Origin of the sequence: Endozoicomonas sp. ALB091 (genome assembly GCF_049310265.1) — a bacterium.
GTDB lineage: Bacteria > Pseudomonadota > Gammaproteobacteria > Pseudomonadales > Endozoicomonadaceae > Endozoicomonas.
On record NZ_JBLYNQ010000001.1, the window covers coordinates 537122 to 560931 of the forward strand.

The window sequence follows — 23810 nt, forward strand, 5'->3', positions numbered from 1 at the left end:
CCCAATACTATGGCTGAATTTTTTGGGAACCCAGGTTATTCTCGGACAGTCTTAAGTCCGACAGGAAGCCTTGCTAAAAAAGTACGCTCTATTTTCCTCCAGTCTTCAGTTTTTAGCCGGTCCTGTCGGTAAGGGTGCAGTTTGTTAGCTTCGGTAAAATATTCATAAACCAGGTTTTTCAATTCATCTTTTGAAAAGAAATCCTGTGTTTTCTCAACAGGTAATAATGCTGCGATACGAAGGCAGTGCCCTAACTGACTAAAAGATGATGCATCGAGATACTGACTTTTTTCTATTGCATTACATCCATGCTCAATGGCTTTAGCCAAAAGCCCTGGAATTTCCTTGCTTTGACCAGAATAAATGCACTCTCTGAAGTAACGGATGCTGGTACACAAGTCCACTTCAGGCCCGGCAAAACCATTTTTATCAAGTTGCATTTGGTCAAACTGACGCCAGTTCATTAAATCGACATGAATGTCGCCAAGGGCCAGTTCGATTTCCTTGTCGTTGCAGGGTGTGCCTTCATGCCCGGAGCGGTCGTTGCGCAGCTTGATAAAGATCGCCAGTGCTTCCTGATATCGTCCCATGCTCTGGTATTGCCGACCAAGGGCCAGTTCAATGTCCTTGTCATTGCAGGGAGTGCTTTCATGTCCGGAGAGGTCGGTGCGCAGATTCTTATAGACTGTCAATGCCTCCTGATGACGTTCCATGTACTGGTATTGTCGGCCAAGGGTTAGCTCTATGTCCTTATCGTTGCAGGGAGTACCTTCATGCCCGGAGCGGGTGGTGCGCAGTTGGTTAAAGATCTCCAGCGCCTTCTGATGCAGTTCCATGTGCTGGTATAGACGACCAAGGGCCAGTTCAATTTCCTTGTCATTGCAAGGAGTGTCTTCATGCCCGGCGCAGTTGGTGCGCAACGTGGTAAAGATCGTCAGCGCCTCCTGATACCGTCCCATGTACTCGTATTGTCGGCCAATGCTTAACTCTATGTCCTTGTCGTTACAGGGAGTGCCTTCATGACCAGAGCGGGCGATGCGCAGTTTGATAAAGGTCTTCAGCGCCTTCTGATACTGTCCCATATCGTGGTATAGCCGACCAAGGGCCAGTTCAATGTCCATGTCGTTGCAAGGCGTGCCTTCATGTCCGGAGCGGTCGGTGCGCAGCTTGATAAAGATCGTCAGTGCCTCCTGATACCGTCCCATGTACTGGTATAGCCGACCAAGGGACAGTTCAATGTCCTTGTCATTGCAAGGAGTGTCTTCATGCCCGGAGCGGTCGCTGCGCAACTGGTAAAAGATCGTCAGTGCCTTCTGATACCATCCCATGCAGTCGTATTGCACGGCAAGGGCCAGTTCAACTTCCTTGTCGTTGCAAGGTGTGCCTTCATGCCCGGAACGGTCAGTACGCAGCTTCAAAAACATCATTAGCGCCTCCTGATGCCGTCCCATGTCCTGGTATAGCCGACCAAGGGCCAGAGCAACTTCCTTGTCTTTGCAGGGAGTCCCTGGATGCCCGGCGTGGGCGGAGTACAGCTTCTTAAAGATCGCCAGTGCCTTCTGATGCAGTCCCATGTCCTGGTAAAGCCGACCAAGGGCTAACTCTACGTCCTTGTCGTGGCAGGGGTTGTCTTCATGTCCGGAACGATCGGTGCGAAGCGTCTTAAAGACCGTCAGCGCCTCCTGATACCGTCCCATGAGCTGGAATTGCCGACCAAGGGCCAGTTCAACTTCTTTGTCGTTGCAGGGTGTGTCTTCACTCCCGGAGCGGTCAGTGCGCAGCTTGATAAAGATCGTCAGCGCCTCCTGATATCGTCCCATGTACTGGAATTGCCGACCCAGGGTCAGTTCGATTTTCTTGTCGTTGCAAGGTGTGGCTTCATGCCCGGAGAGGTCGGTACGCAGCTTGATAAAGATCGTCAGCGCTTTCTGCTGTAGTCCCATGCTCTGGTATAGTCGGCCAAGGGCCAGTTCTACTTTTTTGTCGTTGCAGGGAGTGGCTTCATGTCCGGAGAGGTCGGCACGTAGCTTGCAGAAGATTGTCAGCGCCTTCTGATACAGACCCATGTCCTGGTATAGCCAGCCAAGGGCCAGTTCTACTTGCTTGTCGTTGCAGGGAGTGGCTTCATGTCCGGAGAGGTCAGTGCGCAGCTTGATAAAGATTGTCAGTGCTTCCTGATGCTCTCCCATGCGCTGGTAATGTATGCCAAGGGTAAGATAATTATTTCTTTTATCGTTGTCCTTAATTGAGTGATTTTTATAAATGTCCTTAAAAACAAGCAGCGCTTCAAACATGAGTTTTTTGCCTTGCAGTGCTTTGCCTTTTGTCATCAGTAACCATTTGTTAAGGGGAGGTTTTACCTGTTCTATTGATCGCAGGCAATCATTAATCAGCCCTGAATTCAACAGGGCTCTGGCTTTAAGCAGGTTTGCACGCAGATAGTTACGTCGACTCAAGCTGGTATTATTCCTTAATATATCTTCTGCTAATTTGAGGGCATGATCATTATCACCTGCGCTTAAAGAGCTGAACCCTTCATTAATACCGGGAATTTCCCCCTGTCGATGATAGCCTGCACCCGGTTGAGAGTGGGATGGGGGACGATGATGAAAACGTTGAAATTCCTTCCTGTTTTCTGAGGTACCCTTGCTTCTGGGTATATAAGACGTGGCATTGGATGCCCCTTGTGGCTTTTGTATGTATCTTATGGATCTGTTAAAGCCTGGCCTCTCATAGGGGGCTGTCTTATTTCTGTGGTATTTATTAGCCTGATGACGGCGGGCCAAAAAAGGGTTATGAACTTTTAGATGCGCGTTATTATTATCCATGTATTAATTCTTTGAACACTTTTTCCTGCTTTCAGCACATTCAGTGCAACGCAGGATGCGTTAGTATGGGGTGAAGCATTTATCCTCGGTGGTAATAACAGATCGTGAGTCCCATACATTGTTTGCCACCGCGAAAGAAAAACTCAATTCAGGCACATGTATTTTATAATTATTGTCATGGCATCAGACTTGATACCGGCTGAGTATAGCAGGGCAAAACCAGCTTCTTCGGATTTTTCTGAAATCGCAAAATGAACGCACGTATCAAATATTCATACTCATCACGGGAGTTAAAAAGTTCGATTGGTATTACAACCAGGCTCCAAGGTACTGAGTGATAAATAGCAGTCGGTTATTGCATCGTTTGCAGCGCACGTGTAATCCAGTCACGGGTGGTATCATTTACTTCTGCCACCGAAAGGGATTTTGTTTTGATGACGGGCCCGATCTCTACCTGAATCGTTCCGGGGCGTTTTATCCAGGAGCTGTTCGGCCAGAAAACCCCGGCGTTATGGGCTATGGGAAGAATATCCACTGCCGCCGCTTTCGCCAGCCCTGCGCCACCACGGGAAAACTTGCCCGGTTCACCGGGAGATGCGCGTGTTCCTTCCGGAAAAATAAGGACCCAGACGTTATGGGCAAGTGCCGCTTTACCCTGCTCTCTGACCTGCTGAAGTGCCTGCCGGGCATCCTTACGATTAATGGCGATGGGCCTGATTTTTTGAAAAGCCCAGCCAAAGAAGGGGATTTTCAGTAGCTCCTGTTTGATCACCTGAGTCTGGGGAGTTAATAAGGTTTGCAGGAAAAACGTTTCCCAGGTGCTTTGATGGTTACTGATAATGACACAGGGAGAATCAGGAATATTCTCTGCTCCGGTTACACGCCATCGAATTCCGCAAATTAAACGACAAAGGTATACTGATACAACAGCCCATGTTTTGACAAAAATGCGATGACGGAGATTAAACCTGAAAGGGTAGATAAACAGAATCATCAGCATTGCCCAGAACACGGTCCAGACTGCCAGCGACAAATAAAAGACAGTTGTCCTTAAAACAGAAAAGGTAGTGGCCATTGACCGGGTCACTGCCCGGGTAGTTGCAGAACCGACAGCTGATGACATTAAAATCCCTCTGAAAGTAGTTCTTCTACAAAGCTGTTCAGATTGTTATAAACAGCTACATCCCTGCTACCAGATAGGCTACCAGAAATCGCTTCCGGGTGTTCGATGAGTTTAGTGTGGGTTTTAACGCCTTTACCCGTCAGTACCAGGGCAACTTTACAGCCACTGCTGACCCCTGCCTGAAGATCACGCAGTGAATCGCCCACCACCCAGGTTTCTGCCGGGCTGGCATCGTAGTCGGTAAAAATCTGGTCAATAAGCCCTGTTGCCGGCTTTCTGCATTGACAGTGGTCATCCGGGCCGTGTGGGCAGTAATAGATGCCATCAATATGACCTCCCTGCTCTTTGACTAGCCTGATTAGCTTGTCGTGCATGGCATTGAGCGCTTTGCCAGTGAAGTAGCCACGGGCTAACCCGGACTGGTTGGTCGCTACGACGACGCGATAGCCCGCAGATGACAAACGGGCAATGGCTTCAATACTTCCCGGAATAGGAAGCCATTCATGTTCAGACCGTATGTACTGGTCTGAATCTTCATTGATAACGCCATCCCGATCCAGAATAACAAGCCTGGTCATAGTGCTCCTGAAACACATAAAAAAAGTGCGGCTAGTACATCATTTCGATGAGTTTGATGTGTACAATCTCCGCTCACCCTGAGCGTCCTTCGGCTCCGCTCAGGAGGCACGGACGATGGGTGATTGGCACAGTATTCAGGGTATGGAGTTTGCGCCTTTCGACTCCGCTCAAGACGAGCGGAGTTTGGAGGTCAATAAAGGCACCCATCACTCACATTGAAACCATGTACTAGTGCCGCACTTTATCAGGTTGTGCTTAGCTTTTCTGTAACAAAGAGATATCCGCTACCTGCAGGAACAGGCTGCGCAATTGCTTCAGCAGGGCATAGCGGTTCAGGCGGATAGCTTCATCTTCAGCATTGACCAGCACCTGGTCAAAGAACAGGTCAACCGGTTGCTTCAGTGCCGCCAGACTCTCCATGGCCAGCGCGTAACGACCTTCTGCCAGAGCGGGGGCGATTTCCTCTTTCTTGGCAAACACAATGTTGGCAAGCTCACGTTCAGAAACTTCGCTGAGCAGTGTCTCATCCAGTGCGTCAGGAATAATGATATCCCCGGCTTTCGCCAGAATATTGGATACCCGCTTGTTGGCAGAAGCCAGGGCATCCGCTTCATCCATGGCATTGAAGCGGGTAATGGCTTTTATACGACGATCAAAGTCCAGTGGCCGGGTAGGGCGCAATGCCTTGACGGAGTTAATGACCTCAACCGCAATGCCTTCTTCCTGGTAAGCGGCATCAAAACGCTCCAGCATGTAATTGACGACTGTCGTATTAAGGTTACCCAGTGCGGGCAGAGAAACACCTTGCTCCTGATAGCCGAGAATTGCCTGATCGATCAATGCTTCCAGATCAAGATTGAGTTTCTTCTCAACAATGATTCGCAGCACACCGATGCTGGCACGACGCAGTGCGAAAGGGTCTTTACTGCCGGTTGGCAGCTGATTGATACCGAAAATACCGGTAATGGTGTCAACCTTATCGGCAATGGCAACGGCACAGCCAATCAGTGTTGAAGGTAGCTGGTCACCGGCAAAGCGGGGCATGTACTGTTCATACAGCGTTTTGCTGACTTCGGGATTTTCACCGTCGTTGTCGGCATAGTACTGACCCATGATGCCCTGCAGCTCGGGAAACTCCAGCACCATTTCAGACACCAGGTCAGACTTGCACAGTTGACCGGCACGTTCAGCCAGCCAGGCATCACCACCTTCCGTTTGCGCAATGTAAGACGCAAGTCGTGCGATACGTTCTGTTTTGGCAAACACTGAACCCAGTTGTGCCTGGAAGACAATGGGTTTCAGTTTTTCACGACGATCGTCTTGTGTGTGTTTACGGTCAGTGTCGTAGAAGAACTTGGCATCGGCAAGACGCGGACGAATGACTTTCTCATTACCTGCCACAACAAGGTGAGGTTCGGCACTGTCAATATTGGCCACGGTAATAAAGTGCGGCAGGAGTTTCCCTGCACTGTTTTCCACATGGAAATATTTCTGATGGCCTTTCATGGAAGAGATCAGTGCTTCCGATGGAACGGCCAGGAAGTCATCATCAAAACGGCCACAGAGAGCGACTGGCCATTCATTGAGCGCGGTGACTTCATCCAGAAGGTCCGGATCAATCACCGAATGACCATGAATCGTGGCAGCCATCTGTTCAACCTGCTCACGGATAATGTCGCGACGGGTTGCAAAGTTGGCAATCACTTTGCCCTGCTCATGGAGAACCTGTGCATAGTCAGCCGGGTTGTTGATGGTGATTTCCCGGTTCCCGTGGAAGCGGTGACCACGGGTTGTGTTACCGGCTTTCAGGCCGAGAATTTCACCGTCAATAATCTGATCGCCCAGCAGCATCAGCAGCCAGTGAACGGGACGGACAAACTCGGTACGACTGGCACCCCAGCGCATACGTTTGGGAATGGGCAGGTTATTCAGAGACTGGGTAATAATTTCCGGCAGCAAATCTTTGCTGGCCTGACCCGGTTTGATCGAACGGTAGACCAGCCATGCACCTTTCGGTGTTTCTTCCTGTTCCAGGTCTTCAAAATTAACACCGTTAGAACGGGCAAAACCAAGGGCTGCCTTGCTTGGGTTGCCTTCGGCATCATAGGCGGCTTTGACTGCAGGCCCCTTGCGCTCAAGCTGTTGATCAGGCTGTGCGGTATCCAGACCTTTGATCAGCAGAGCCAGACGACGGGGGGCGGCAAACGACTCATAATCGGTAAATGTGATCTGGGCCTGCTCAAGACCGGAAAGGATGCCCCGGGTAAACGCGTCAGACAGGCTTTTTAATGCCTTTGGTGGCAGCTCTTCCGTGCCCAGCTCAATCAGGAAGTCTTCTTTATGTGCTTTATTCAGGGAAGTGCTCATTATTTTTCCTCCTGCGCGGTTTCTTTGGCAAGAGATGCCAGAACTTCATCACGAATGCTGTCATTCGCAAGGGGGAAACCAAGCTCACGACGCTTATCGAAGTATGCTTTGGCGACCGCCCTGGCCAGCGTTCTGACGCGCAGGATAAAACGCTGGCGTTCCGTCACCGAAATCGCGTGGCGGGCATCCAGCAGGTTAAAGGTGTGTGAAGCTTTCAGAACGTACTCATAAGCTGGCAGAGGCAGGCCGGTATCAACCAGCTTCCGGGATTCGCGTTCAAAGAAATCGAACTGTTTGAACAGCTCTTCCGTGTCAGCGTGCTCAAAGTTGAAGGTGGACATTTCAACTTCCTGCTGATGGAACACATCGCCATAAGTGACCGGACCCTGTGGACCCACCGTCCAGACCAGGTCATACACGTTATCGACATTCTGGATATACATGGCCAGGCGCTCAAGACCGTAGGTGATCTCGCCGGTAACCGGGTAACACTCAATACCGCCAACCTGCTGGAAATAGGTGAACTGGGTGACTTCCATACCGTTCATCCAGACTTCCCAGCCAAGACCCCAGGCACCCAGTGTGGGCGACTCCCAGTTATCTTCGACAAAACGAATGTCATGAACCAGTGGATCAATGCCCAGTTGCCGGAGAGATTCCAGGTACAGCTCCTGAATATTATCGGGGGATGGCTTCATCACCACCTGGAACTGGTAATAATGTTGCAGGCGGTTGGGGTTTTCACCATAACGGCCATCGGTTGGGCGACGGCTGGGCTGAACATAAGCCGAGTTCCAGTTTTCCGGGCCGATGGCTCGCAGAAAAGTGGCTGGATGGAAAGTACCCGCACCCACTTCCATATCCAGTGGTTGCATGATAACGCAGCCCTGTTGGGCCCAGAATTGTTGCAGGGCGAGGATCAGCCCCTGGAATGTATAGATATCTGGTGTGCTCTGGGAAGTCACTTTTCTACCTCTTGGAGGCTCAAATGTAAACGGGTCGTTTTTTGAACATTGAGCGTTGTGTTGCGAGCAATTATCGATGACCGGTTTATTCACCTGGCGCAGGTTTCCCTATGAGTGATCACTCGCAGGATTCGACTGTAAAAATAGAGAGGGAGTATACCGGTTTGTGCGATTAAGTTTAAGCTGTGGATAAGTTGTGAACAATGTGGGTAAACATTAAGGGTGTCTATTGGGAACTTAATAGCTCAAAAAGTTGTCCAAGCCGATTTTAAAGAAAGAGGTTTTTTAACAGTGCATGTAACGAATTCTGGTCCAGTTGGTGCGCCGTTTTCTTATCCTGCGAGGGAGCCTGAAACTAATAATAGAAAAAAGGTGGAAATAACTGCCTCTGTAAAATCAAAGCACAATCACGTACCCAGGCCCAGGAATGCATTTTTTATTTTTCGCAGCATGAGGGCAAAGGAAGTAAAGCCATTATGCCATCAAAGTGAATTCTCCAAACTGGTGGCCGAAGATTGGAAAAAAATGTCAGAGAAGGAGAAGGAGCGTTTTGTTAAGGAAGCCACATTAGAAAAGGATGAACACAAAAAAAAGTATCCTGATTACAAGTATCACCCCAGAAAGCGCAAAAAATCCAATGCTGAAAGCGAGTTAAAAGGCAAAACTGTAACAAGTCGGAAAGTAGCCCATCCCAAAAGGCAGCGTTCTGGTAATAATCCTGTTTCTGACGTACGGCAATCGGACAAGAAATCCGTGATCGCGCAAAAGGCGTCAAGCGTTGCTCATACCCGTGTTAAGCCAAACCAGGTAACGCATAAAGTATTGAGCCCTTCGGGCTTAACAGATCATAGTACCCAGACACCTGACAACAATAATGTCGCTCCCTTGCGTCAGGATTTGGTCTTCAGGGATGTTTCCTGTCAAACAGATATCAGTCTTATTTATTCAAATAAGGGAGACGATAATAAGCTCAAATCAGGCGTGGTAAGGTTTAACGAGTCTGAGATTGCTGATTTTTTGAATCCATTGGATGAATCTCAATGGCTCAGGGTTCTGGGGGGTGAGAGCCTGATGGAAGGACTATAATCCTCTGCATTCCAACCGGAAACTCTTCTTCATGGTTCTTATTGATGCTGCCTTCGGTTAGGAATTGCCCCAGAATAATTTGCACATTTCTGAGTTCAAAACTCCGTTCGTCCTGAGCCTGTCGAAGGGCGTGAACTCCGGCCTCATGTATTGTGCCTATCACCCTTCGATACTTCGACAAGCTCAGCACTCAGGATGAACGGAGATCGAGCTCAAAATGTCGAAATTATTTCGGGACAACTCCTTAACCGCTGCTTTATTTAGAATATGTTACCTTTGTTCCGGCCGCTGTAATGGCATTAATAACGCCAGAAGGTTGGAGTAAACAACACCAGAAGTGTAAAAATTTCCAGGCGTCCCAGTAGCATGGCAAACGCAAGAATCCACTTTGCGGCATCGGGCAGGCCCTGGTAACTGAACGCTGCTTCGCCGAGCGCGGGTCCGAGATTATTCAGGCAGGAAGCAATGGTTGAAAATGCCGTAGTAAAGTCTAAACCCGCTGCCAGTAAAGCCAGAAAGAGAAGAACAAACATCAAAATATAAGTGGCAAAGAACCCCCATACCGCTTCACCCACCCTTGGGCTCACGGGTTTGCCACCAATCTTGATGGTTAAGACCGCATTAGGGTGAACTAAACGACGAAGTTCTCTCATTCCCTGTTTGGCAATCAGAACAACCCTGATGACTTTCATTCCACCTGCGGTAGAGCCTGCACACCCCCCCATAAAACTGGTAAAAAACAACAGCAGGGGCAGAAACGTTGGCCAGGCAGAAAAGCTGGAGGATGAGGTGTAGCCAGTGGTTGTGGCTACGGATACCACTTCAAACAGACCATAGCGGAAGGACTTGGCAAGGGGATAAGTATCAGAAAGATAGAGCGTGGTAACGGTGATTGCGCCAACAACACCCAAAATGGCCAGAAACCACTTAACTTCCGGATCCTGAATATAGTGGGTCAATAACTTATTGCGCCAGGCGGTAAAATGCAGGGCGAAATTGATCCCGGCAATCAGCATGAAAAAGATGGCCACAGAGATAATCATGGGGGAGTTGAAGTGGCCCATGCTGGCGTCGTAAGTAGAAAAACCGCCGATGGCGATGGTGGTGAAACTGTGGCAGATCGCGTCAAACAGGTTCATCCCCGCTAACCAGTACGCCAGGGCACAGGCGGCCGTTAGAAAAAGGTAAAGAAACCAGAGTGCTTTGGCGGTCTCGGTAATTCTGGGCGTTAGTTTTGAATCTTTAACCGGTCCGGGAGTCTCTGTTCGATACAGCTGCATACCGCCGATCCCCAGCATCGGCAGAATGGCCACTGCCAGCACAATAATCCCCATGCCACCAAGCCATTGCAGCTGCTGGCGGTAAAACAGAATAGAGCGGGGCAGATGCTCAATGCCGGTCAGAATAGTGGCTCCCGTGGTTGTTAAGCCGGACATGGACTCAAACAGTGCGTCAGTGATACTGAGTGCCGGGCTTTCCATCAATAGAAATGGCAGTGAGCCCACTGCACCCAGAACAATCCAGAGCAGCGCCGTGACCAGAAACCCTTCACGAGTGCGCAACTCATCCTTGATATGCCGGAAAGGGAACCAGAGGAGAACGCCCAGCATTAGTGTCAATAGGAAGGTATAGATGAAAATGGACATTTCCTGCTCTTGATAAAGCAGTGCCACGACAATCGGAGGAAGGCTGGACGTACTGAACAAAATTAACAAAATGCCCAAAATGGGAAGAATAACCTGAAACTGCATGGTGCTCCTGCTTCATCCAGTGCAAGCACCCGGCGATATGGAAGTAAGGAATTGCCGGGCGCTCAAACAACCTGCCATGTTGTGTTCTTATAATGGCTATAAGAAATTCTAATTTTATGCTGTAGCAGGTTACTCCCAATCCATGGGAAAAATAAAGCCTGAACGACTTTTGTCAGATAAAAAAGGGGACTAAAGGATATTACACCTGGGGGGTAAATCAATCACCGACGTTACCAACAAGTCAGACCGTTCGGTATCATTGATGGCAGCCGGGTTGCTCATCAGCGGTTCTCCACCGCTTGCTGAGGGGGCTGAGCTTCCATTATAACCTGTTGCCCGTTGTTCACTCATCCGGAGTGCCGTTAGCACCCAACGGTAGGCCGTTTCGTGGTCGATGGTGACATCTAGTGCTGTTGTGGTTCCGGTCATTGCATGAACGGGTGTATCTGCTTTGACAGAAACGAGTGGGCGCACTATTGCTACAGGTCGGCCAGCAGTGGACCATCTTTTAATGAGGTCGGTGCTTTGCTGGTCAGTTCCGATACTGGCAGGATCAGGCGGCGTGGCCGTTCTGCTGGCGGTCAGTCTTGTGTCCAAGGTTGTTTCCTATCGATGCTATCGTATTTAGCTCCCTTGGACATCAGTTGTCAGAAATAGTTTCCTGTGATGGATAACCACAAAGCAATGGTTTAAAAGAACCCAAGACCCGCTATTCTCGGTCAGCCTCCTAGAGGATATTACACCTGGGTAGTAAATCAGTGATAGATTGCAAATATCCTCTTCCAGTGATAAAGCGCAAATATTCTCTTTGATAGTCTGAAAGTGAGCTATCGTCTCTCATTCGACGAGCAAAATCCTGTACTGCCTGATGGTCCTCACAATATGTTTTGAGAGACCATTCTGCAGCCCCTTTCGTTGCCTTGATTACGTTTTTTGTCTGGCTTGTTGTTGGTCCAATAACCTTTAGTATTTTCTCAAGATATTTCTCTTCTCCGGTTGCAAAGAAACCTGACCACCAAAAATCAAGCTTTTCGGGGCACACTCTGTTACTGTTAATCCATTTGGCCAGTTCAGAACTGCCTTCGATAATCTCAGAGGCCAGCGCACCACATTTAGCTGATTGAATTGGCCAGTTGTTTTTTTCAGATATCAGGGCAATTACAAAAGGAAGCTTATGCTTCAGGCATCCTTCACCCGTGTCGAGATGATCAAAATGGAGGTCTGTAAGCTTTTCAAACTGGCGAAATTTAGCTTCTGAAGGATCACGATAGAAATTTACCGACAAGTCATACAATTCACGCCTGGCCTTTTCAGTTTCATTGATGGCAGCCATATTGCTCATCAACGTTTCCAGCAAGTCAGACAGTTCAAGCTCGGGCTGTTCAGTATCATTGGTGGAAGCAGGGTTGCTCATCAGCGGTTCTCCACCGTTTGCTGAGGGGGCTGAGCTGCCATTATGACCTGTTTCCTGTTGTTGATACCTCCGGTGTGCCACTAGCACGTAACAGTAGGCCGTTTCTTGGTCGATGATGTCATCTTGTGCTGGCCGGTGAAGTAAGGCCCGGTCTGGGTTGATGGCGTGAGTGACATCTTGTGCTGTTGTGGTTACGGTAATTTCCTGAACAGGTGTATCTGCTTTGACGGAAGCTTGTGGGCTTACTGTTTCTACAGGCCGACCAGCGGCGGAGCCTCTGTTATTGAGGCCAGTGCTTTGCTGGTCAGTTCCGATACTGGCAGGATCAGGCGGCGTGGCCGTTCTGCTGGCGGTCAGTTGATTGCTTGTGTCCAAGGTTGTTACCTATCGATGCTATGGTATCTAGCTCCTCAGACATCAGTTGTCAGGAATAGTTTCCTGTGATGGATCGCCACAAAGCAATGGTTTAAAAGAACCCAAGACCAACCTGGAAGAGTTGCTCAACTTCACGGATTTTGCGCTTATTGGTCAGGAAGAGAATCACATGATCGCCGGACTCAATTCGGGTGGTATCGTGAGCAATCAGCACCTGATCATTACGAACAATCGCACCAATGGTCGCGCCCTGGGGTAACTCCACTTCCTGAATGGTTTTACCCACCACTTTGGAACTGTGTTCATCGCCATGGGCTATTGCCTCGATCGCTTCAGCAGCGCCTCTGCGCAGTGAGTGAACGTTTACTATATCGCCGCGTCTGACGTGCTTGAGCAGGCTGCCAATCGTGGCCAGTTGTGGAGAAATCGCAATATCAATTTCACCGCCCTGTACCAGGTCCACATAGGCGGGGTTATTGATCAGTGCCATGACCTTACGGGCCCCCAGGCGTTTCGCCAGCATGGAGGACATGACATTGGCTTCATCGTCATTGGTCAGCGCACAGAAGATATCGGTATCTTCGATATTTTCACTGATCAGCAGCTCTTTATCGGAGGCGTTGCCGCAGAAAACCATGGCTTTGGTGAGCGTTTCAGACAGGAACTGGCAACGTTCCATATTGTGCTCAATGATCTTGACCTTGTATTGGTCTTCCACGGCCTGGGCCAGGCGCAGGCCGATATTGCCACCACCGGCAATAATGATGCGCTTGTAGTCATCATCCAGCCGCTGCAGCTCGCCCATCACGGCCCGGATATCTTCACGGGCAGCAATAAAGAAGACTTCATCATCCACCTCGATCACGGTGTTCCCCTTGGGCATGATGGCATTGCCACGGCGGAAAATGGCGGCAACCCGGGTATCCACATTGGGCATGTGTTCACGGATATAACGAAGCTCGTGACCCACCAGCGGGCCGCCATAATAAGCCTTCATGGCCACCAGCTGGACACGACCCTCGGCAAAATCGAGAACCTGAAGGGCTCCGGGACGCTCCAGCAGTCGGTTGATGTAGTTAGTAACCACTTGCTCCGGGCTGATAAGTACATCAATCGGCAGTGCGGCATTGGCAAACAGGCTCTCATTTTTCAGGTAAGCGGCCTGACGGATACGGGCAATTTTGGACGGCGTGTGGAACAGTGTGTAGGCAATCTGGCAGGCCACCATATTCACTTCATCACTGTTGGTGACCGCCACCAGCATATCGGCTTCATCGGCCCCGGCCTGTTTCAGCACCCCGGGAAACGATGCCTTGCCCTGGATGGTTCGTATATCGATTTTATCCTGCAGCTCACGAAGTCGCGTGGTATCGGTATCGACCACGGTAATGTCATTTTCCTCACTGGCCAGGTTTTCTGCCAGTGTGCCACCCACCTGACCGGCACCGAGAATGATAATTTTCATTTAGGAATCCATCTTTACCATCAGGCTGTAAAAAAATCCGTCGCCGCTGTTCACAGAGCTGCCAGAGCCGGGAAAAAGCTGCTTGCCAAACCCGGTATCGTGACCCCATGGACCGTCAATGGACTGCAATCTGGCATCCGGAGTTTCTGACAGGAACTGCTCAATCTGCAGATGGTTTTCCTGAGGCATGATGGAACAGGTGGCGTAGACTAACGTGCCGCCGGGTTTCAACAGGGGCCAGATAGCCTTGAGGATTTTCTGTTGCAGCTGAGCCAGTGCATCAATATCTTCTGCCTTTCTCAGCAGTTTGATATCCGGGTGGCGACGAATAACGCCGGTTGCTGAGCAAGGGGCATCCAGAAGAATGTGGTCGTATGCCTTGCCCGGGAACCAGCTGTCGGGATCCGTCGCGTCACCGCACAGAACATTCGCCGTCAAACCCAGTCTTTGCAGATTTTCAGCCACTCTTTCCAGGCGGACGCTGTCGGCATCCAGTGCATCCACCGTAATATCCGGGTTCAGTTCCAGCAAGTGACAGGTCTTGCCCCCCGGCGCACAGCAGGCATCGAGAATATGATCACCGGGTTTCGCCGATATCAAGGTCGCTGCCAGCTGGGCTGATTCGTCCTGAACACTGGCAGCCCCCTCATGGAACAGTGGCAGTTTATCAACGGCACTGGGCCTGCCCAGGGTGATGGCCTGCGGGGCAATTTTGGACTGTTTCGCCGCGATACAGTCATCCAGCAGCTTTTTCAGGTATCTGGCGGGCTTGATCTTCTGTTCATTAACCCGGAGGGTCATGGGAGGAGGCTGATTGTTACCCGTAAGAATGGCTTGATAATCCTCTGGCCAGGCCCGTTTAATGGTATTGATCAGCCATTTCGGGTGTGACCAGCCGCACACCGGGCTGCGCTCTTCCAGGTCATGCAACTCTTCAACCCGGCGCTGGGCATTTCTGAGAATGCCATTGACCAGGCCCCTGGCCCAGGCCTTACCCATGGTCCGGGTTGCCTGTACCGTCTCACCAATGGCGGCATGGGGAGGAATGCGGGTAAAGAACAGTTGATACAGACCAACCAGAATCAGGTTATGAATGTCCTGCTCTTTTTCTTTCAGGGGTTTCTCGGTGAGAAACTTAAGCCAGGCATCCAGCCGGTGGTAGTAACGGAGTGTGCCATAGGAAAGCTCAGCCAATAATGGCTGGTCTTTTTTCGACAGTTTTTCCTGCAACTGCGGCAATACACTGCTCAGTGATTCGCCCAGAGTTACCCGGGTGATCGCCCGTGCTGCCAGCTGTCGAACAGAAGATTGTTTAGCCATATCAGGTAAAAAAGCGCCTAACTGAATTGTTTTCCGGTGCTGAACATCGCTTTTTTGCTGTTCAGCAGCTCCTGCACCGTCATTGCACGGCTTCCAGCCAACTGCAGCCGTTTAATGCGCAGGGTGCCTTCATGGCAGGCAATATCCAGACCATCTTTATCAGCCTTGATCAGGGTTCCCGGCGCTTCGGTTGTACCTTCTTCCAGGGCTATTGCTTCCCAGACACGGATGTTCGTGTCATCCAACGCGGTGATCGCCACAGGCCAGGGATTGAATGCCCGAATCTGCCGGTCCAGGGCCTGTGCGGATGTTTGCCAGTCCAGCCGTGCTTCTTCTTTACTCATCTTATGGGCGTAGTTTGCCAGGTTGTCATCCTGTTTTTCCGGATGAATATGGCCAGCGGTAATGTCATCAAGCGACTGAACAAGAGCAGGCTGACCCACTTCAATCAGACGGTCATGAAGGTCCGATGCGGTATCGGTTGGGTGGATGGGGCAAAAAGCTTTCAGCAACATGTCGCCGGTATCCAGTCCGGCGTCCATCTGCATAATGGTGACACCGGACTCAGTGTCACCGGCTTCAATAGCCCGCTGAATCGGCGCTGCTCCGCGCCATCTTGGCAAAATGGAGCCATGCACATTAATACAGCCCAGCTTTGGAGTGTCGAGCACCGCCTGTGGCAGAATCAACCCATAGGCAACCACCACCATCAGATCAGCATCCAGAGCGGCAAGTTCCTGCTGAGCGTCTGCATTTCTCAGGGACTTTGGCTGAAAAACGGGAATATTGTGGGCAACAGCCAGGGATTTGACCGGTGAGGGCATGAGTTTCTGACCACGCCCTGCAGGTCTGTCCGGCTGGCTATAGACGGCGATCACCTGGTGTTGGCTATCCAGAATGGCCTGAAGGTGTGCGCTGGCAAACTCAGGGGTTCCGGCAAAGATAATTCGAAGGCTTTTCATCAGTGTTTTCTTTTGCCAAGCTTTTTCCTGATACGATCCTGTTTCAGGCGGGACAGCGTGTCGATAAACAGTTTTCCTTCCAGGTGATCCAGCTCGTGCTGGACACAGACCGCCGCCAGTCCGTCATAATCCCGTGTGTACTCATTGCCATCGCGATCTAAAGCGGTGAGTCTCACTTGAGCGTAGCGGTCCAGCAGTTCATAAAATCCGGGGACTGACAGACAGCCTTCCTGAAAGTCGGACTTTTCATCGCCGATGGGCTCATAGCCGGGGTTGATAAGCACCTGGGGCTCGTTACCTTCTTCAGAAAGATCCATAACCACGATGCGCTGATGAATATCCACCTGGGTTGCCGCCAGACCCACGCCCTTGGCGTCGTACATGGTCTCCAGCATGTCATCAACGATACGTCGAATGTCGTCATTGACCTCCGCTACAGGTTTGGCAACCGTACGAAGTCTTTGGTCAGGGTATTCAAGTATTTCCAGTAGAGCCATCAGTGATCTCAGGTGAGGCAGTCGATAATGAAGTTTGTTGACCTTTCAGTATATCTGCAAATTCAGTCTGTACCTAGCCGGACTTATTCCGCCTGCCACCAGGTATTGATGATCATGGGGTAATCCGTGGTTACTGCCGGTCGCTTGATATTGCTCTGGAGAGCAAGTCTGACTTTGCCAAAGTACCAGAGTGGAATGCCGTAGTGATTCCAGAGCAGCACCCGGTCAAGGCTGTGAATAATGGTTTCCAGCTCTTTCTGGCTCTCGGCTCCTGGTATTTTCTCCAGCAGCGCATCAATCACCGGGTTTTTGATACCGGCCAGATTCTGGGTATCGGGTATATCCGCATTACTGGAGTGAAAGTACCTGAATAGCTCACTGCCCAGCGAGAGTCCCAGGGAATAGGCATTACCCATGGTATCAAAATCCAGCTTTCTCACTCGCTGTAAATAGTTGCTGATGTCGAGGACCCGGTATTTCAGCTCAATACCGATGCTGGCCAGGTTCTTTTTAAATGGCAAAACAAGCCTGTCCGCCAGATGACTGGAAGTGATCAGCTCAAACGTCAGCGGTTCTTGCTGTTGGTTGACCAGTTTGCCCCCCTTGAACTGCCACCCTGCTTCATTCAGTAGAGCCAGTGCCTGTTGCTGTTGGGCTCTGATCGAACCATCGCCCCGGGTTTTGGGGGATAAAAATGGCTGATGGAACAGGGCATCGGGCAGTTGCGTGCGAAATGGGGCTAACAGCGTCTGTTCATGGGCAGAGGGCAGACCTGAAGCGGCGTATATGGAGTTTGGAAAGTAACTGTTGGCCCGGACATAGGCGTTTTCAAACAGTGTCCGGTTGCTCCACTCGAAATCCAGCAGATAGCCAAGCGCTTTTCTTACCCGAATATCATTAAAGGGAGCCCGGCGGGTGTTGAACACAACCATTGGGCTGCCAATAATCATTTTGGTTGGAATTTCAGCCTTTATCACTTTGCCAGAGATGATATCGGGAAAGTTGTAGGCCCTGGTCCAGTTTTTGGCCATGGGTTCAAAATAGAGACTAAGCGCCCCGGATTTAAAAGCTTCAAAGGCGGTGGTCAGATCCCGATAGAAATAGAGCGTGATCTGATCGAAGTTGTATTTGCCCCGGTTTACCGGCAGATCCTTCCCCCAGTAATCCTTAACCCGGGTAAAGGTAACCGATGACCCTCCTTCCACATGGGTGATTTTGTAGGGGCCGCTGCCCAGTGGCGGCGTCAGTCTGGATTTTCCGTTAAGCCCGTCTTGCCAGTAGTGCGCAGGCAGAACCGGCAGCTCGGCAGCACAGAACAGTTGATCCCGGTTGCCAGACCTCTTGAAGTGAAAGCGAACCCGGTGTTGATCAAGAACCTCAACACGCGCAATAGGCTTAAGCTGAATCTGATATTTGACCGGGCCTTTGGCGCGCAGGTACTCAAAAGAGAACGCAACGTCCTCTGCCGTAATCGAATGGCCATCATGAAAGCGGGCGTTGGGGTGGAGGTTAAAGGTTATCCATTGGCTGTTGTCAGGGTACTCCACTGATTGGGCAATCAGGCCATAAGCAGAGCGGGCTTCATCGCCGGTCGGGCTGTAAGCGCCCGTACCCACCATCAGGGGTTCGTTCAACCCCAGAAAGCCCAAGGTAAAAAATCGCAGCGGTGAGATTTGGGAGATGTGGGTTCCGGTTTGGGAATATGGATTTAACGTATCAAAGACACCAATGGCGGCAATATTCAGTTTGCCTTTTTTCGGGGCGTGAGGATTGACGTAATCGAAGTGCCTGAAGCCTTCCGGGTATTTAAGATCGTCAAATCGTGAGAGTCCGTGTGACTTATGCAGGATGGGCGTTTCTGCTATCACCAGCAAACTGACAACAGAGGCTAACGCTGCCAGAAGCATCAGGCTTTTCTGTTTCAAAGTCGCTCCTTTATCCAAGCCACACCGGGATACTGGCTCAGGAAACTACAACAACAATTAATAGTAGCCTTATTCTTTCTGATCCAGCGCTGAGAATGCAGGGCTATTTATGTGACCTGATCTTGAGAATCAGGTACTAAAGCCGAGAACTAACAGAGAGCCGATTGCCCACAGGCTGAAGCGGTTGATACACTGATTAAACGAAGAAATCTGGTGTGGCAACATACACTCAACAGGCCCTAACTTAAACTAAAAACTATTCAAGGGATCGGGACGACAATGAGACGCTTTGCTCTGGCAGGAATCCTGCTTTGCATGTCTTCACTGGGACTGGCATTCGATAGCCCGGTAAAGGCAGACTCCCCCAGCAGGTACACCGTTGAGAAAGGCGATACCCTCTGGGATATATCCACTACGTTTCTGGACAGCCCCTGGTTATGGCCGGAAATCTGGCACGCTAACCCCCAGATAGCGAATCCCCACCTGATTTACCCTGGCGATGTGGTCAGTCTGGTTTATATCAATGGCCAGCCCAGGCTGATGATTTCCAGTCGCGGGAAGCCAGGTCGAACGATTAAATTAACACCAAAAATTCGGGTAAAGCCCGGAGAGTCAGCAATCCCGGCGATTCCTTTGAGTGCTGTGCAAAGTTATTTAAAGGGCGGTCATGTTTTTTCCAGCGAGGAGCAGCTGAACAACGCACCTTATGTATTTGCTGCGAAAGATGGCAAATTGGCTTCAGGGGCCGGGGATAAAATATACGCACGGGGGGATTTTGCCGGGCACAACCTGCGATTTGATGTCGTCCGCCGTGGTCAGCAGATTGTTGACCCGGAAACCGATGAATTGCTGGGGCTTATTGGTATTGATGTGGGAACCATCAACTTGAGTCGTGTCAGGGAAGGGGTTGCCTCCATGGTCGTGCAGGACAGCAGAATGGAGATGAAACCCGGTGACCGGGTGGTCAGCCAGGATGCCAGCGGACTGGTCACGACGTTTTTTCCAAGAGCGCCGACTGCGCCTTTAGAAGGCATTGTCACCGCCAGCCTGAACAACACCAAAAAGGTTTCCAAGTTTGATACGGTGGTCATCAACAAAGGAGAACGGGAACGTCTCAGGCAGGGGGATGTCCTGGCCGTCTATCGAAAGACACAGGAAGCCCTGGACCCATTTACCAATGAACAGGTTACTCTGCCATCCGAGAGAATCGGTTTGGTGATGGTTTATCGACCTTTTGAAAAAATGAGCTATGGTATTGTGCTATCAGCTAAAGAGGATATTGAAGTTGGCTATATCCTCCGGAGCCCACAACCATAAGTAACCATTTATTCAAACAACAGCCCGAATGTTTACCGGGTGCTTCATTGGATGTGTGGCTTATTCGGACAGAGCTGTTAATAACCAGAATAAGCCACACAACTCCCGGAAAGAGAATTCAATGATATACACTGATACCGACCAGAAGGACTGGTTACAGCTGCTCCCTTGGCTAACCCTTTCCCTGATTCCGGGGCTGGGACCCATCAAATCCAGCCAGCTTATCGACAAATTTCAACATCCCAGCCAGCTTTTTTCCGCATCATTTAACCAACTGAAGGGTATTATTCCGGAGAAACTGGCCAGTTTGCTGGTCAATGCCCACAGAGACCCATCTATTCAGAAACAGTTGCACCTGACACAGACATGGCTGGAAGCCAGTCAGGCCCATGCCATTGTGACACCGGATTCCCATCTCTATCCCAAAGCGCTGAAAGAGCTGCCTGATGCACCGGTTGTGCTCTACGTCATTGGTAACAGTCAGCTAATCAGTGAGCCACAGCTGGGCGTTGTCGGTAGCCGGAGGCCGACACCCAATGGTCGCCGGGTGGCCCGGGAATTTTGTGAACACTTATCAAGAAGTGGCCTGGTGATTACCAGTGGTATGGCACTGGGTATCGATGCAGCTGCCCACCAGGGCGCACTGGGTTGTTATGGTGCGACAGTTGCCGTGTTGGGTACCGGTGTGGATCAGGTTTATCCGGCAAGGCATGAGGACCTTTATCAGTTGATTGCCAGTCAGGGGGCCATCGTCAGTGAATATCCACTGGGAACGAAACCCTTTGCCGGTAACTTTCCCCGTCGCAATCGTATTCTGTCCGGTTTATCCCTGGGAGTTCTGGTGGTTGAAGCCGCACTGGAAAGCGGCTCGTTAATCTCGGCAAGGTTGGCTGCGGAGCAGGGGCGTGAGGTTTTTGCCATACCGGGGTCGGTGCTGAACCCGTTAAGTCGAGGGTGTCATAAGCTGATCCGAGAAGGTGCGGTGCTGGTAGAAAGTCCTGATGACGTGTTAATTGAACTCGCACCACAGCTCCATGGTGTTATGAATGAATTCTCTCCATCCACTCCCAGTCGCAAAGAGACAGACCCACTGCGGCTTAAAGTTATTGAGGTGATGGGGTTTGACGTTGTCAGTGCAGATCAAATCAGCACACTGTCCGGGATTCCTTTTGCGGAGCTTTCTGTAGTGCTGACCGAAATGGAGCTTGATGGCGTAATAGAGTCCACATCCGGTGGTTTTATTCGTCTTGGCTGATTTGTGAATCAGCGGAAAGGATCGTGCTTTACATTTCCGGGTGTTGCTTCTGAACTTCTCTTGCTAGACTAGCGAACCTTACTGGTGATGCTTCGGAAACTATCAGGAGCCCGTGTGTTACGATTTCGGGCTGACTATCTGGCGAATGCTGAAGCAGTAGACGCTGTTCTCCGACAGCCGTTAACTAGCTGAGAGTTATCTCTGAGAGATGTTTCATGATGGATGTAGATCAGGCAGCCAGAATAATCAGAAACGGCGGTGTCATCGCTTACCCCACAGAAGCCGTATGGGGGTTGGGATGTGACCCCTGGAACCAGCAGGCTGTTTATCGGATTCTTGACATCAAACAGCGGCCGGTTGCAAAAGGGGTCATTCTGATTGGTGCTTCAGAGGATCAGTTTGCCCCGCTACTTAATCCCCTCTCTTGTGAAGAAAGAGCCCGGCTGAAGTCTACCTGGCCAGGTCCTTATACCTGGCTTATTCCAGACCCTGCTGGCTGGGCACCCGACTGGGTCAGAGGGCAGTTTGATACGGTTGCTGTTCGTATCACTGCGCATCCACTGGTGAAAACACTGTGTGAAGCAACAGGGCACCCGATAGTGTCTACGTCAGCAAACCTTGCCGGTAAGGACCCGCTGTTAACGTTTTCAGGTGTAGAGGAAGTGTTTGGCTCACTGCTGGATGGCATTGTTCCCGGCGAAACCGGAGAACAGAAAACACCCTCAAAGATTCAGGACCTGCGTTCGGGGCAGCTGGTAAGGGCTGGCTAATATTACTAAAACTCAGGAATTGTCCCGGAATGTCAGAACCGTCTGTAGATCTCGTAAAGCAATACCTCCTGGATTTGCAGAATCGCATCTGCACCGCGATTGAAGCAGAAGAAACCAGAGGCTCCTTCAGGGAAGACCAGTGGGACTACCTTGGCTCCGGCAACAAGGGGGATGGTGGCGGTAAAGCCAGAGTGCTTGAAGGGGGCACGGTGTTTGAAAAAGCCGGTGTGAATTTTTCCCATGTAACCGGGGATCAGCTCCCTGCCAGCGCCACGGCCCATCGACCCCACATGGCTGGCAGAAGTTTTCAGGCCATGGGGGTTTCCCTGGTGATCCATCCGGATAACCCATTTGTGCCAACATCCCATGCCAATGTCCGGATGCTGATCGCCCATAAAGAAGGAGAAGCGCCGATCTGGTGGTTTGGTGGCGGCTATGACCTGACGCCTTACTACGGCTTTGAAGAAGATTGTCAGCACTGGCATCAGGTGGCCAAACAGGCCTGTGATCCTTTTGGTGATGATGTCTACCCCCGCTATAAAAAGTGGTGTGATGAATACTTCTTCCTTAAACACCGCAATGAACCCCGGGGGATTGGCGGACTGTTCTACGATGACCTGAATGAGTGGCCATTTGAGCGCAGTTTTGAATTTATGCAGTCGGTTGGCGACAGCTTTATTGATGCCTATCTGCCCATCGTACAGCGCCGTAAATCCCTGCCTTACTCTGAGCCGCACAAGCGTTTTCAGGAGTACCGCCGTGGCCGTTATGTAGAATTCAACCTGGTATACGACAGGGGTACTTTGTTTGGGCTGCAGTCCGGTGGGCGTACAGAGTCTATCCTTATGTCATTGCCGCCTCATGTACGCTGGGATTACAACTGGAGTCCAGAGCCTGGCAGTGAAGAGGCACGACTGTATGACGAATTTTTAAAACCAAGAGAATGGGCATAAATCAAGAGGGTCTGAATCATGGCTGGGCCAGTAGACACGTATGCAGTAATGGGGAACCCTATTGCCCACAGCAAATCACCGGTCATTCACACACTGTTTGCTGATCAGACTGACCAAAGTCTGCGTTACACCGCCCTGTTGGTTGACGTTGGCGGCTTTAAAAAAGCGATTGATGAATTCTTTGAAAACGGTGATCTGGGGTTAAGTATCACCTTACCCTTTAAGGAAGAGGCGTGGCAGTTAGCGCAGAAGAAAACGTCACGAGCAGAAAAAGCTGGGGCGGTAAACACCTTGTGGCAGGAACATGGCCAGCTGCATGGGGACAACACCGATGGGCTTGGCCTGGTGGCAGATCTCCAGGCAAATAACGGTGTAACCATTAAAGGCGCTCGGGTACTTATTCTGGGGGCCGGTGGTGCCGTGAGAGGGGGGCTTGAGCCCCTGCTGGCCGAGCAACCTGTTGAGGTTGTGATTGCCAATCGAACCCGTAGCAAGGCTGATACGCTGGTTGAACTCTTTACGGATAAAGCCATTTCTGCCTGTGGATTCGACGATATAGAGGGCCGTTTTGACCTGGTGATCAATGGCACCGCTGCCAGCCTGCAGGGAGAGATACCGCCCATACCCGGCCATATTATTGATCAGAACACCTGCTGTTATGACATGATGTACGGTGCCGACGAAACCGTTTTCAATCGCTGGTGTCGTGAGCAGGGGGCAGGTAAAACCATTGACGGGCTTGGTATGCTGGTTGAACAGGCGGCCGAGCAGTTTGCCATTTGGCGTGGTGTCCGTCCTGATACCCGTCAGGTACTTGACCTGTTGCGGAATGAAATGGCCTGACAGGTTCTATACTCC

General features: G+C 50.7%; 19 protein-coding genes. 6 read left to right on the plus strand and 13 right to left on the minus strand.

Annotated features, from left to right (window positions below):
* Window positions 1–35: 35 nt before the first annotated feature.
* From ACO6UX_RS02330 to glyQ, 5 genes are all read right to left on the minus strand, one after another.
* The gene (locus ACO6UX_RS02330) at window positions 36–2828 is read right to left on the minus strand and encodes a tetratricopeptide repeat protein (protein ID WP_422444488.1); all 2793 of its coding nucleotides are present in this window, start codon (window positions 2826–2828) and stop codon (window positions 36–38) included.
* 352 nt (window positions 2829–3180) lie between these two features.
* Window positions 3181–3951: a lysophospholipid acyltransferase family protein gene (locus ACO6UX_RS02335; RefSeq protein ID WP_422444490.1), complete on the minus strand. Its 771-nt coding sequence runs from the start codon at window positions 3949–3951 to the stop codon at window positions 3181–3183.
* Window positions 3951–4529, minus strand: a complete 579-nt coding sequence (gmhB, locus tag ACO6UX_RS02340) for a D-glycero-beta-D-manno-heptose 1,7-bisphosphate 7-phosphatase (RefSeq protein ID WP_269672172.1) — start codon at window positions 4527–4529, stop codon at window positions 3951–3953. The genes ACO6UX_RS02335 and gmhB overlap by 1 nt, the downstream gene beginning before the upstream one ends.
* 256 nt (window positions 4530–4785) lie before the next feature.
* Window positions 4786–6897, minus strand: coding sequence for a glycine--tRNA ligase subunit beta (gene glyS, locus ACO6UX_RS02345; RefSeq protein ID WP_422444492.1), 2112 nt, complete (start codon window positions 6895–6897; stop codon window positions 4786–4788).
* The gene (gene glyQ / locus ACO6UX_RS02350) at window positions 6897–7862 is read right to left on the minus strand and encodes a glycine--tRNA ligase subunit alpha (RefSeq protein ID WP_422444494.1); all 966 of its coding nucleotides are present in this window, start codon (window positions 7860–7862) and stop codon (window positions 6897–6899) included. The genes glyS and glyQ overlap by 1 nt, the downstream gene beginning before the upstream one ends.
* 222 nt (window positions 7863–8084) lie before the next feature.
* Between glyQ and ACO6UX_RS02355 the strand changes: the two genes are divergently transcribed.
* The gene (locus ACO6UX_RS02355) at window positions 8085–8948 is read left to right on the plus strand and encodes an HMG-box domain-containing protein (protein ID WP_422444496.1); all 864 of its coding nucleotides are present in this window, start codon (window positions 8085–8087) and stop codon (window positions 8946–8948) included.
* A gap of 299 nt (window positions 8949–9247) precedes the next feature.
* Here the strand turns inward: ACO6UX_RS02355 and ACO6UX_RS02360 are convergent, their stop codons facing one another.
* The 8 genes from ACO6UX_RS02360 to ACO6UX_RS02395 form a co-directional block, all read right to left on the minus strand.
* Window positions 9248–10699 (minus strand): TrkH family potassium uptake protein, encoded by a 1452-nt coding sequence (locus tag ACO6UX_RS02360; protein WP_422444498.1) that lies wholly within the window; start codon window positions 10697–10699, stop codon window positions 9248–9250.
* A gap of 189 nt (window positions 10700–10888) precedes the next feature.
* Entirely contained in the window at window positions 10889–11296 is a 408-nt protein-coding gene (locus ACO6UX_RS02365) for a hypothetical protein (RefSeq protein WP_422444500.1), read from the minus strand.
* Between the two features lie 130 nt (window positions 11297–11426).
* On the minus strand, window positions 11427–12488 hold the full coding sequence (locus tag ACO6UX_RS02370) for a hypothetical protein (RefSeq protein ID WP_422444502.1): 1062 nt from the start codon (window positions 12486–12488) through the stop codon (window positions 11427–11429).
* A gap of 91 nt (window positions 12489–12579) precedes the next feature.
* A complete protein-coding gene (trkA, locus tag ACO6UX_RS02375) occupies window positions 12580–13953 on the minus strand; it encodes a Trk system potassium transporter TrkA (protein ID WP_422444504.1) in 1374 nt (457 codons plus the stop codon).
* On the minus strand, window positions 13954–15273 hold the full coding sequence (gene rsmB / locus ACO6UX_RS02380) for a 16S rRNA (cytosine(967)-C(5))-methyltransferase RsmB (protein WP_422444506.1): 1320 nt from the start codon (window positions 15271–15273) through the stop codon (window positions 13954–13956). It lies immediately after the preceding gene.
* A gap of 17 nt (window positions 15274–15290) precedes the next feature.
* Window positions 15291–16235: a methionyl-tRNA formyltransferase gene (fmt, locus tag ACO6UX_RS02385; RefSeq protein ID WP_422444508.1), complete on the minus strand. Its 945-nt coding sequence runs from the start codon at window positions 16233–16235 to the stop codon at window positions 15291–15293.
* Window positions 16235–16732: a peptide deformylase gene (gene def / locus ACO6UX_RS02390; RefSeq protein WP_101746989.1), complete on the minus strand. Its 498-nt coding sequence runs from the start codon at window positions 16730–16732 to the stop codon at window positions 16235–16237. Before def ends, fmt begins: the two co-directional genes overlap by 1 nt.
* Before the next feature lie 83 nt (window positions 16733–16815).
* Window positions 16816–18657: an extracellular solute-binding protein gene (locus ACO6UX_RS02395; protein ID WP_422444511.1), complete on the minus strand. Its 1842-nt coding sequence runs from the start codon at window positions 18655–18657 to the stop codon at window positions 16816–16818.
* Between the two features lie 315 nt (window positions 18658–18972).
* On the opposite strand from ACO6UX_RS02395, the gene ACO6UX_RS02400 reads away from it, so the two are divergent.
* The 5 genes from ACO6UX_RS02400 (at window position 18973) to aroE (ending at window position 23795) form a co-directional block, all read left to right on the plus strand.
* Window positions 18973–19974, plus strand: coding sequence for a LysM peptidoglycan-binding domain-containing protein (locus ACO6UX_RS02400; protein ID WP_422444513.1), 1002 nt, complete (start codon window positions 18973–18975; stop codon window positions 19972–19974).
* A 121-nt stretch (window positions 19975–20095) separates the two neighbouring features.
* On the plus strand, window positions 20096–21229 hold the full coding sequence (gene dprA / locus ACO6UX_RS02405) for a DNA-processing protein DprA (RefSeq protein ID WP_422444515.1): 1134 nt from the start codon (window positions 20096–20098) through the stop codon (window positions 21227–21229).
* A gap of 215 nt (window positions 21230–21444) precedes the next feature.
* A complete protein-coding gene (locus ACO6UX_RS02410; protein ID WP_422444517.1) occupies window positions 21445–21999 on the plus strand; it encodes an L-threonylcarbamoyladenylate synthase in 555 nt (184 codons plus the stop codon).
* A 29-nt stretch (window positions 22000–22028) separates the two neighbouring features.
* On the plus strand, window positions 22029–22952 hold the full coding sequence (gene hemF, locus ACO6UX_RS02415) for an oxygen-dependent coproporphyrinogen oxidase (RefSeq protein ID WP_422444519.1): 924 nt from the start codon (window positions 22029–22031) through the stop codon (window positions 22950–22952).
* Between the two features lie 18 nt (window positions 22953–22970).
* Entirely contained in the window at window positions 22971–23795 is an 825-nt protein-coding gene (aroE, locus tag ACO6UX_RS02420; RefSeq protein WP_422444521.1) for a shikimate dehydrogenase, read from the plus strand.
* The last annotated feature ends 15 nt before the right edge of the window (window positions 23796–23810 follow it).

Coding starts and splice junctions, on each gene's coding strand:
- trkA (WP_422444504.1), bottom strand. CDS start 13,953: ATGAAAATTATCATTCTCGGTGCCGGTCAGGTGGGTGGCACACTGGCA.
- glyS (WP_422444492.1), bottom strand. CDS start 6,897: ATGAGCACTTCCCTGAATAAAGCACATAAAGAAGACTTCCTGATTGAG.
- aroE (WP_422444521.1), top strand. CDS start 22,971: ATGGCTGGGCCAGTAGACACGTATGCAGTAATGGGGAACCCTATTGCC.
- rsmB (WP_422444506.1), bottom strand. CDS start 15,273: ATGGCTAAACAATCTTCTGTTCGACAGCTGGCAGCACGGGCGATCACC.
- fmt (WP_422444508.1), bottom strand. CDS start 16,235: ATGAAAAGCCTTCGAATTATCTTTGCCGGAACCCCTGAGTTTGCCAGC.
- ACO6UX_RS02335 (WP_422444490.1), bottom strand. CDS start 3,951: ATGTCATCAGCTGTCGGTTCTGCAACTACCCGGGCAGTGACCCGGTCA.
- gmhB (WP_269672172.1), bottom strand. CDS start 4,529: ATGACCAGGCTTGTTATTCTGGATCGGGATGGCGTTATCAATGAAGAT.
- hemF (WP_422444519.1), top strand. CDS start 22,029: ATGTCAGAACCGTCTGTAGATCTCGTAAAGCAATACCTCCTGGATTTG.
- def (WP_101746989.1), bottom strand. CDS start 16,732: ATGGCTCTACTGGAAATACTTGAATACCCTGACCAAAGACTTCGTACG.
- ACO6UX_RS02330 (WP_422444488.1), bottom strand. CDS start 2,828: ATGGATAATAATAACGCGCATCTAAAAGTTCATAACCCTTTTTTGGCC.
- ACO6UX_RS02360 (WP_422444498.1), bottom strand. CDS start 10,699: ATGCAGTTTCAGGTTATTCTTCCCATTTTGGGCATTTTGTTAATTTTG.
- dprA (WP_422444515.1), top strand. CDS start 20,096: ATGATATACACTGATACCGACCAGAAGGACTGGTTACAGCTGCTCCCT.
- ACO6UX_RS02400 (WP_422444513.1), top strand. CDS start 18,973: ATGTCTTCACTGGGACTGGCATTCGATAGCCCGGTAAAGGCAGACTCC.
- ACO6UX_RS02410 (WP_422444517.1), top strand. CDS start 21,445: ATGATGGATGTAGATCAGGCAGCCAGAATAATCAGAAACGGCGGTGTC.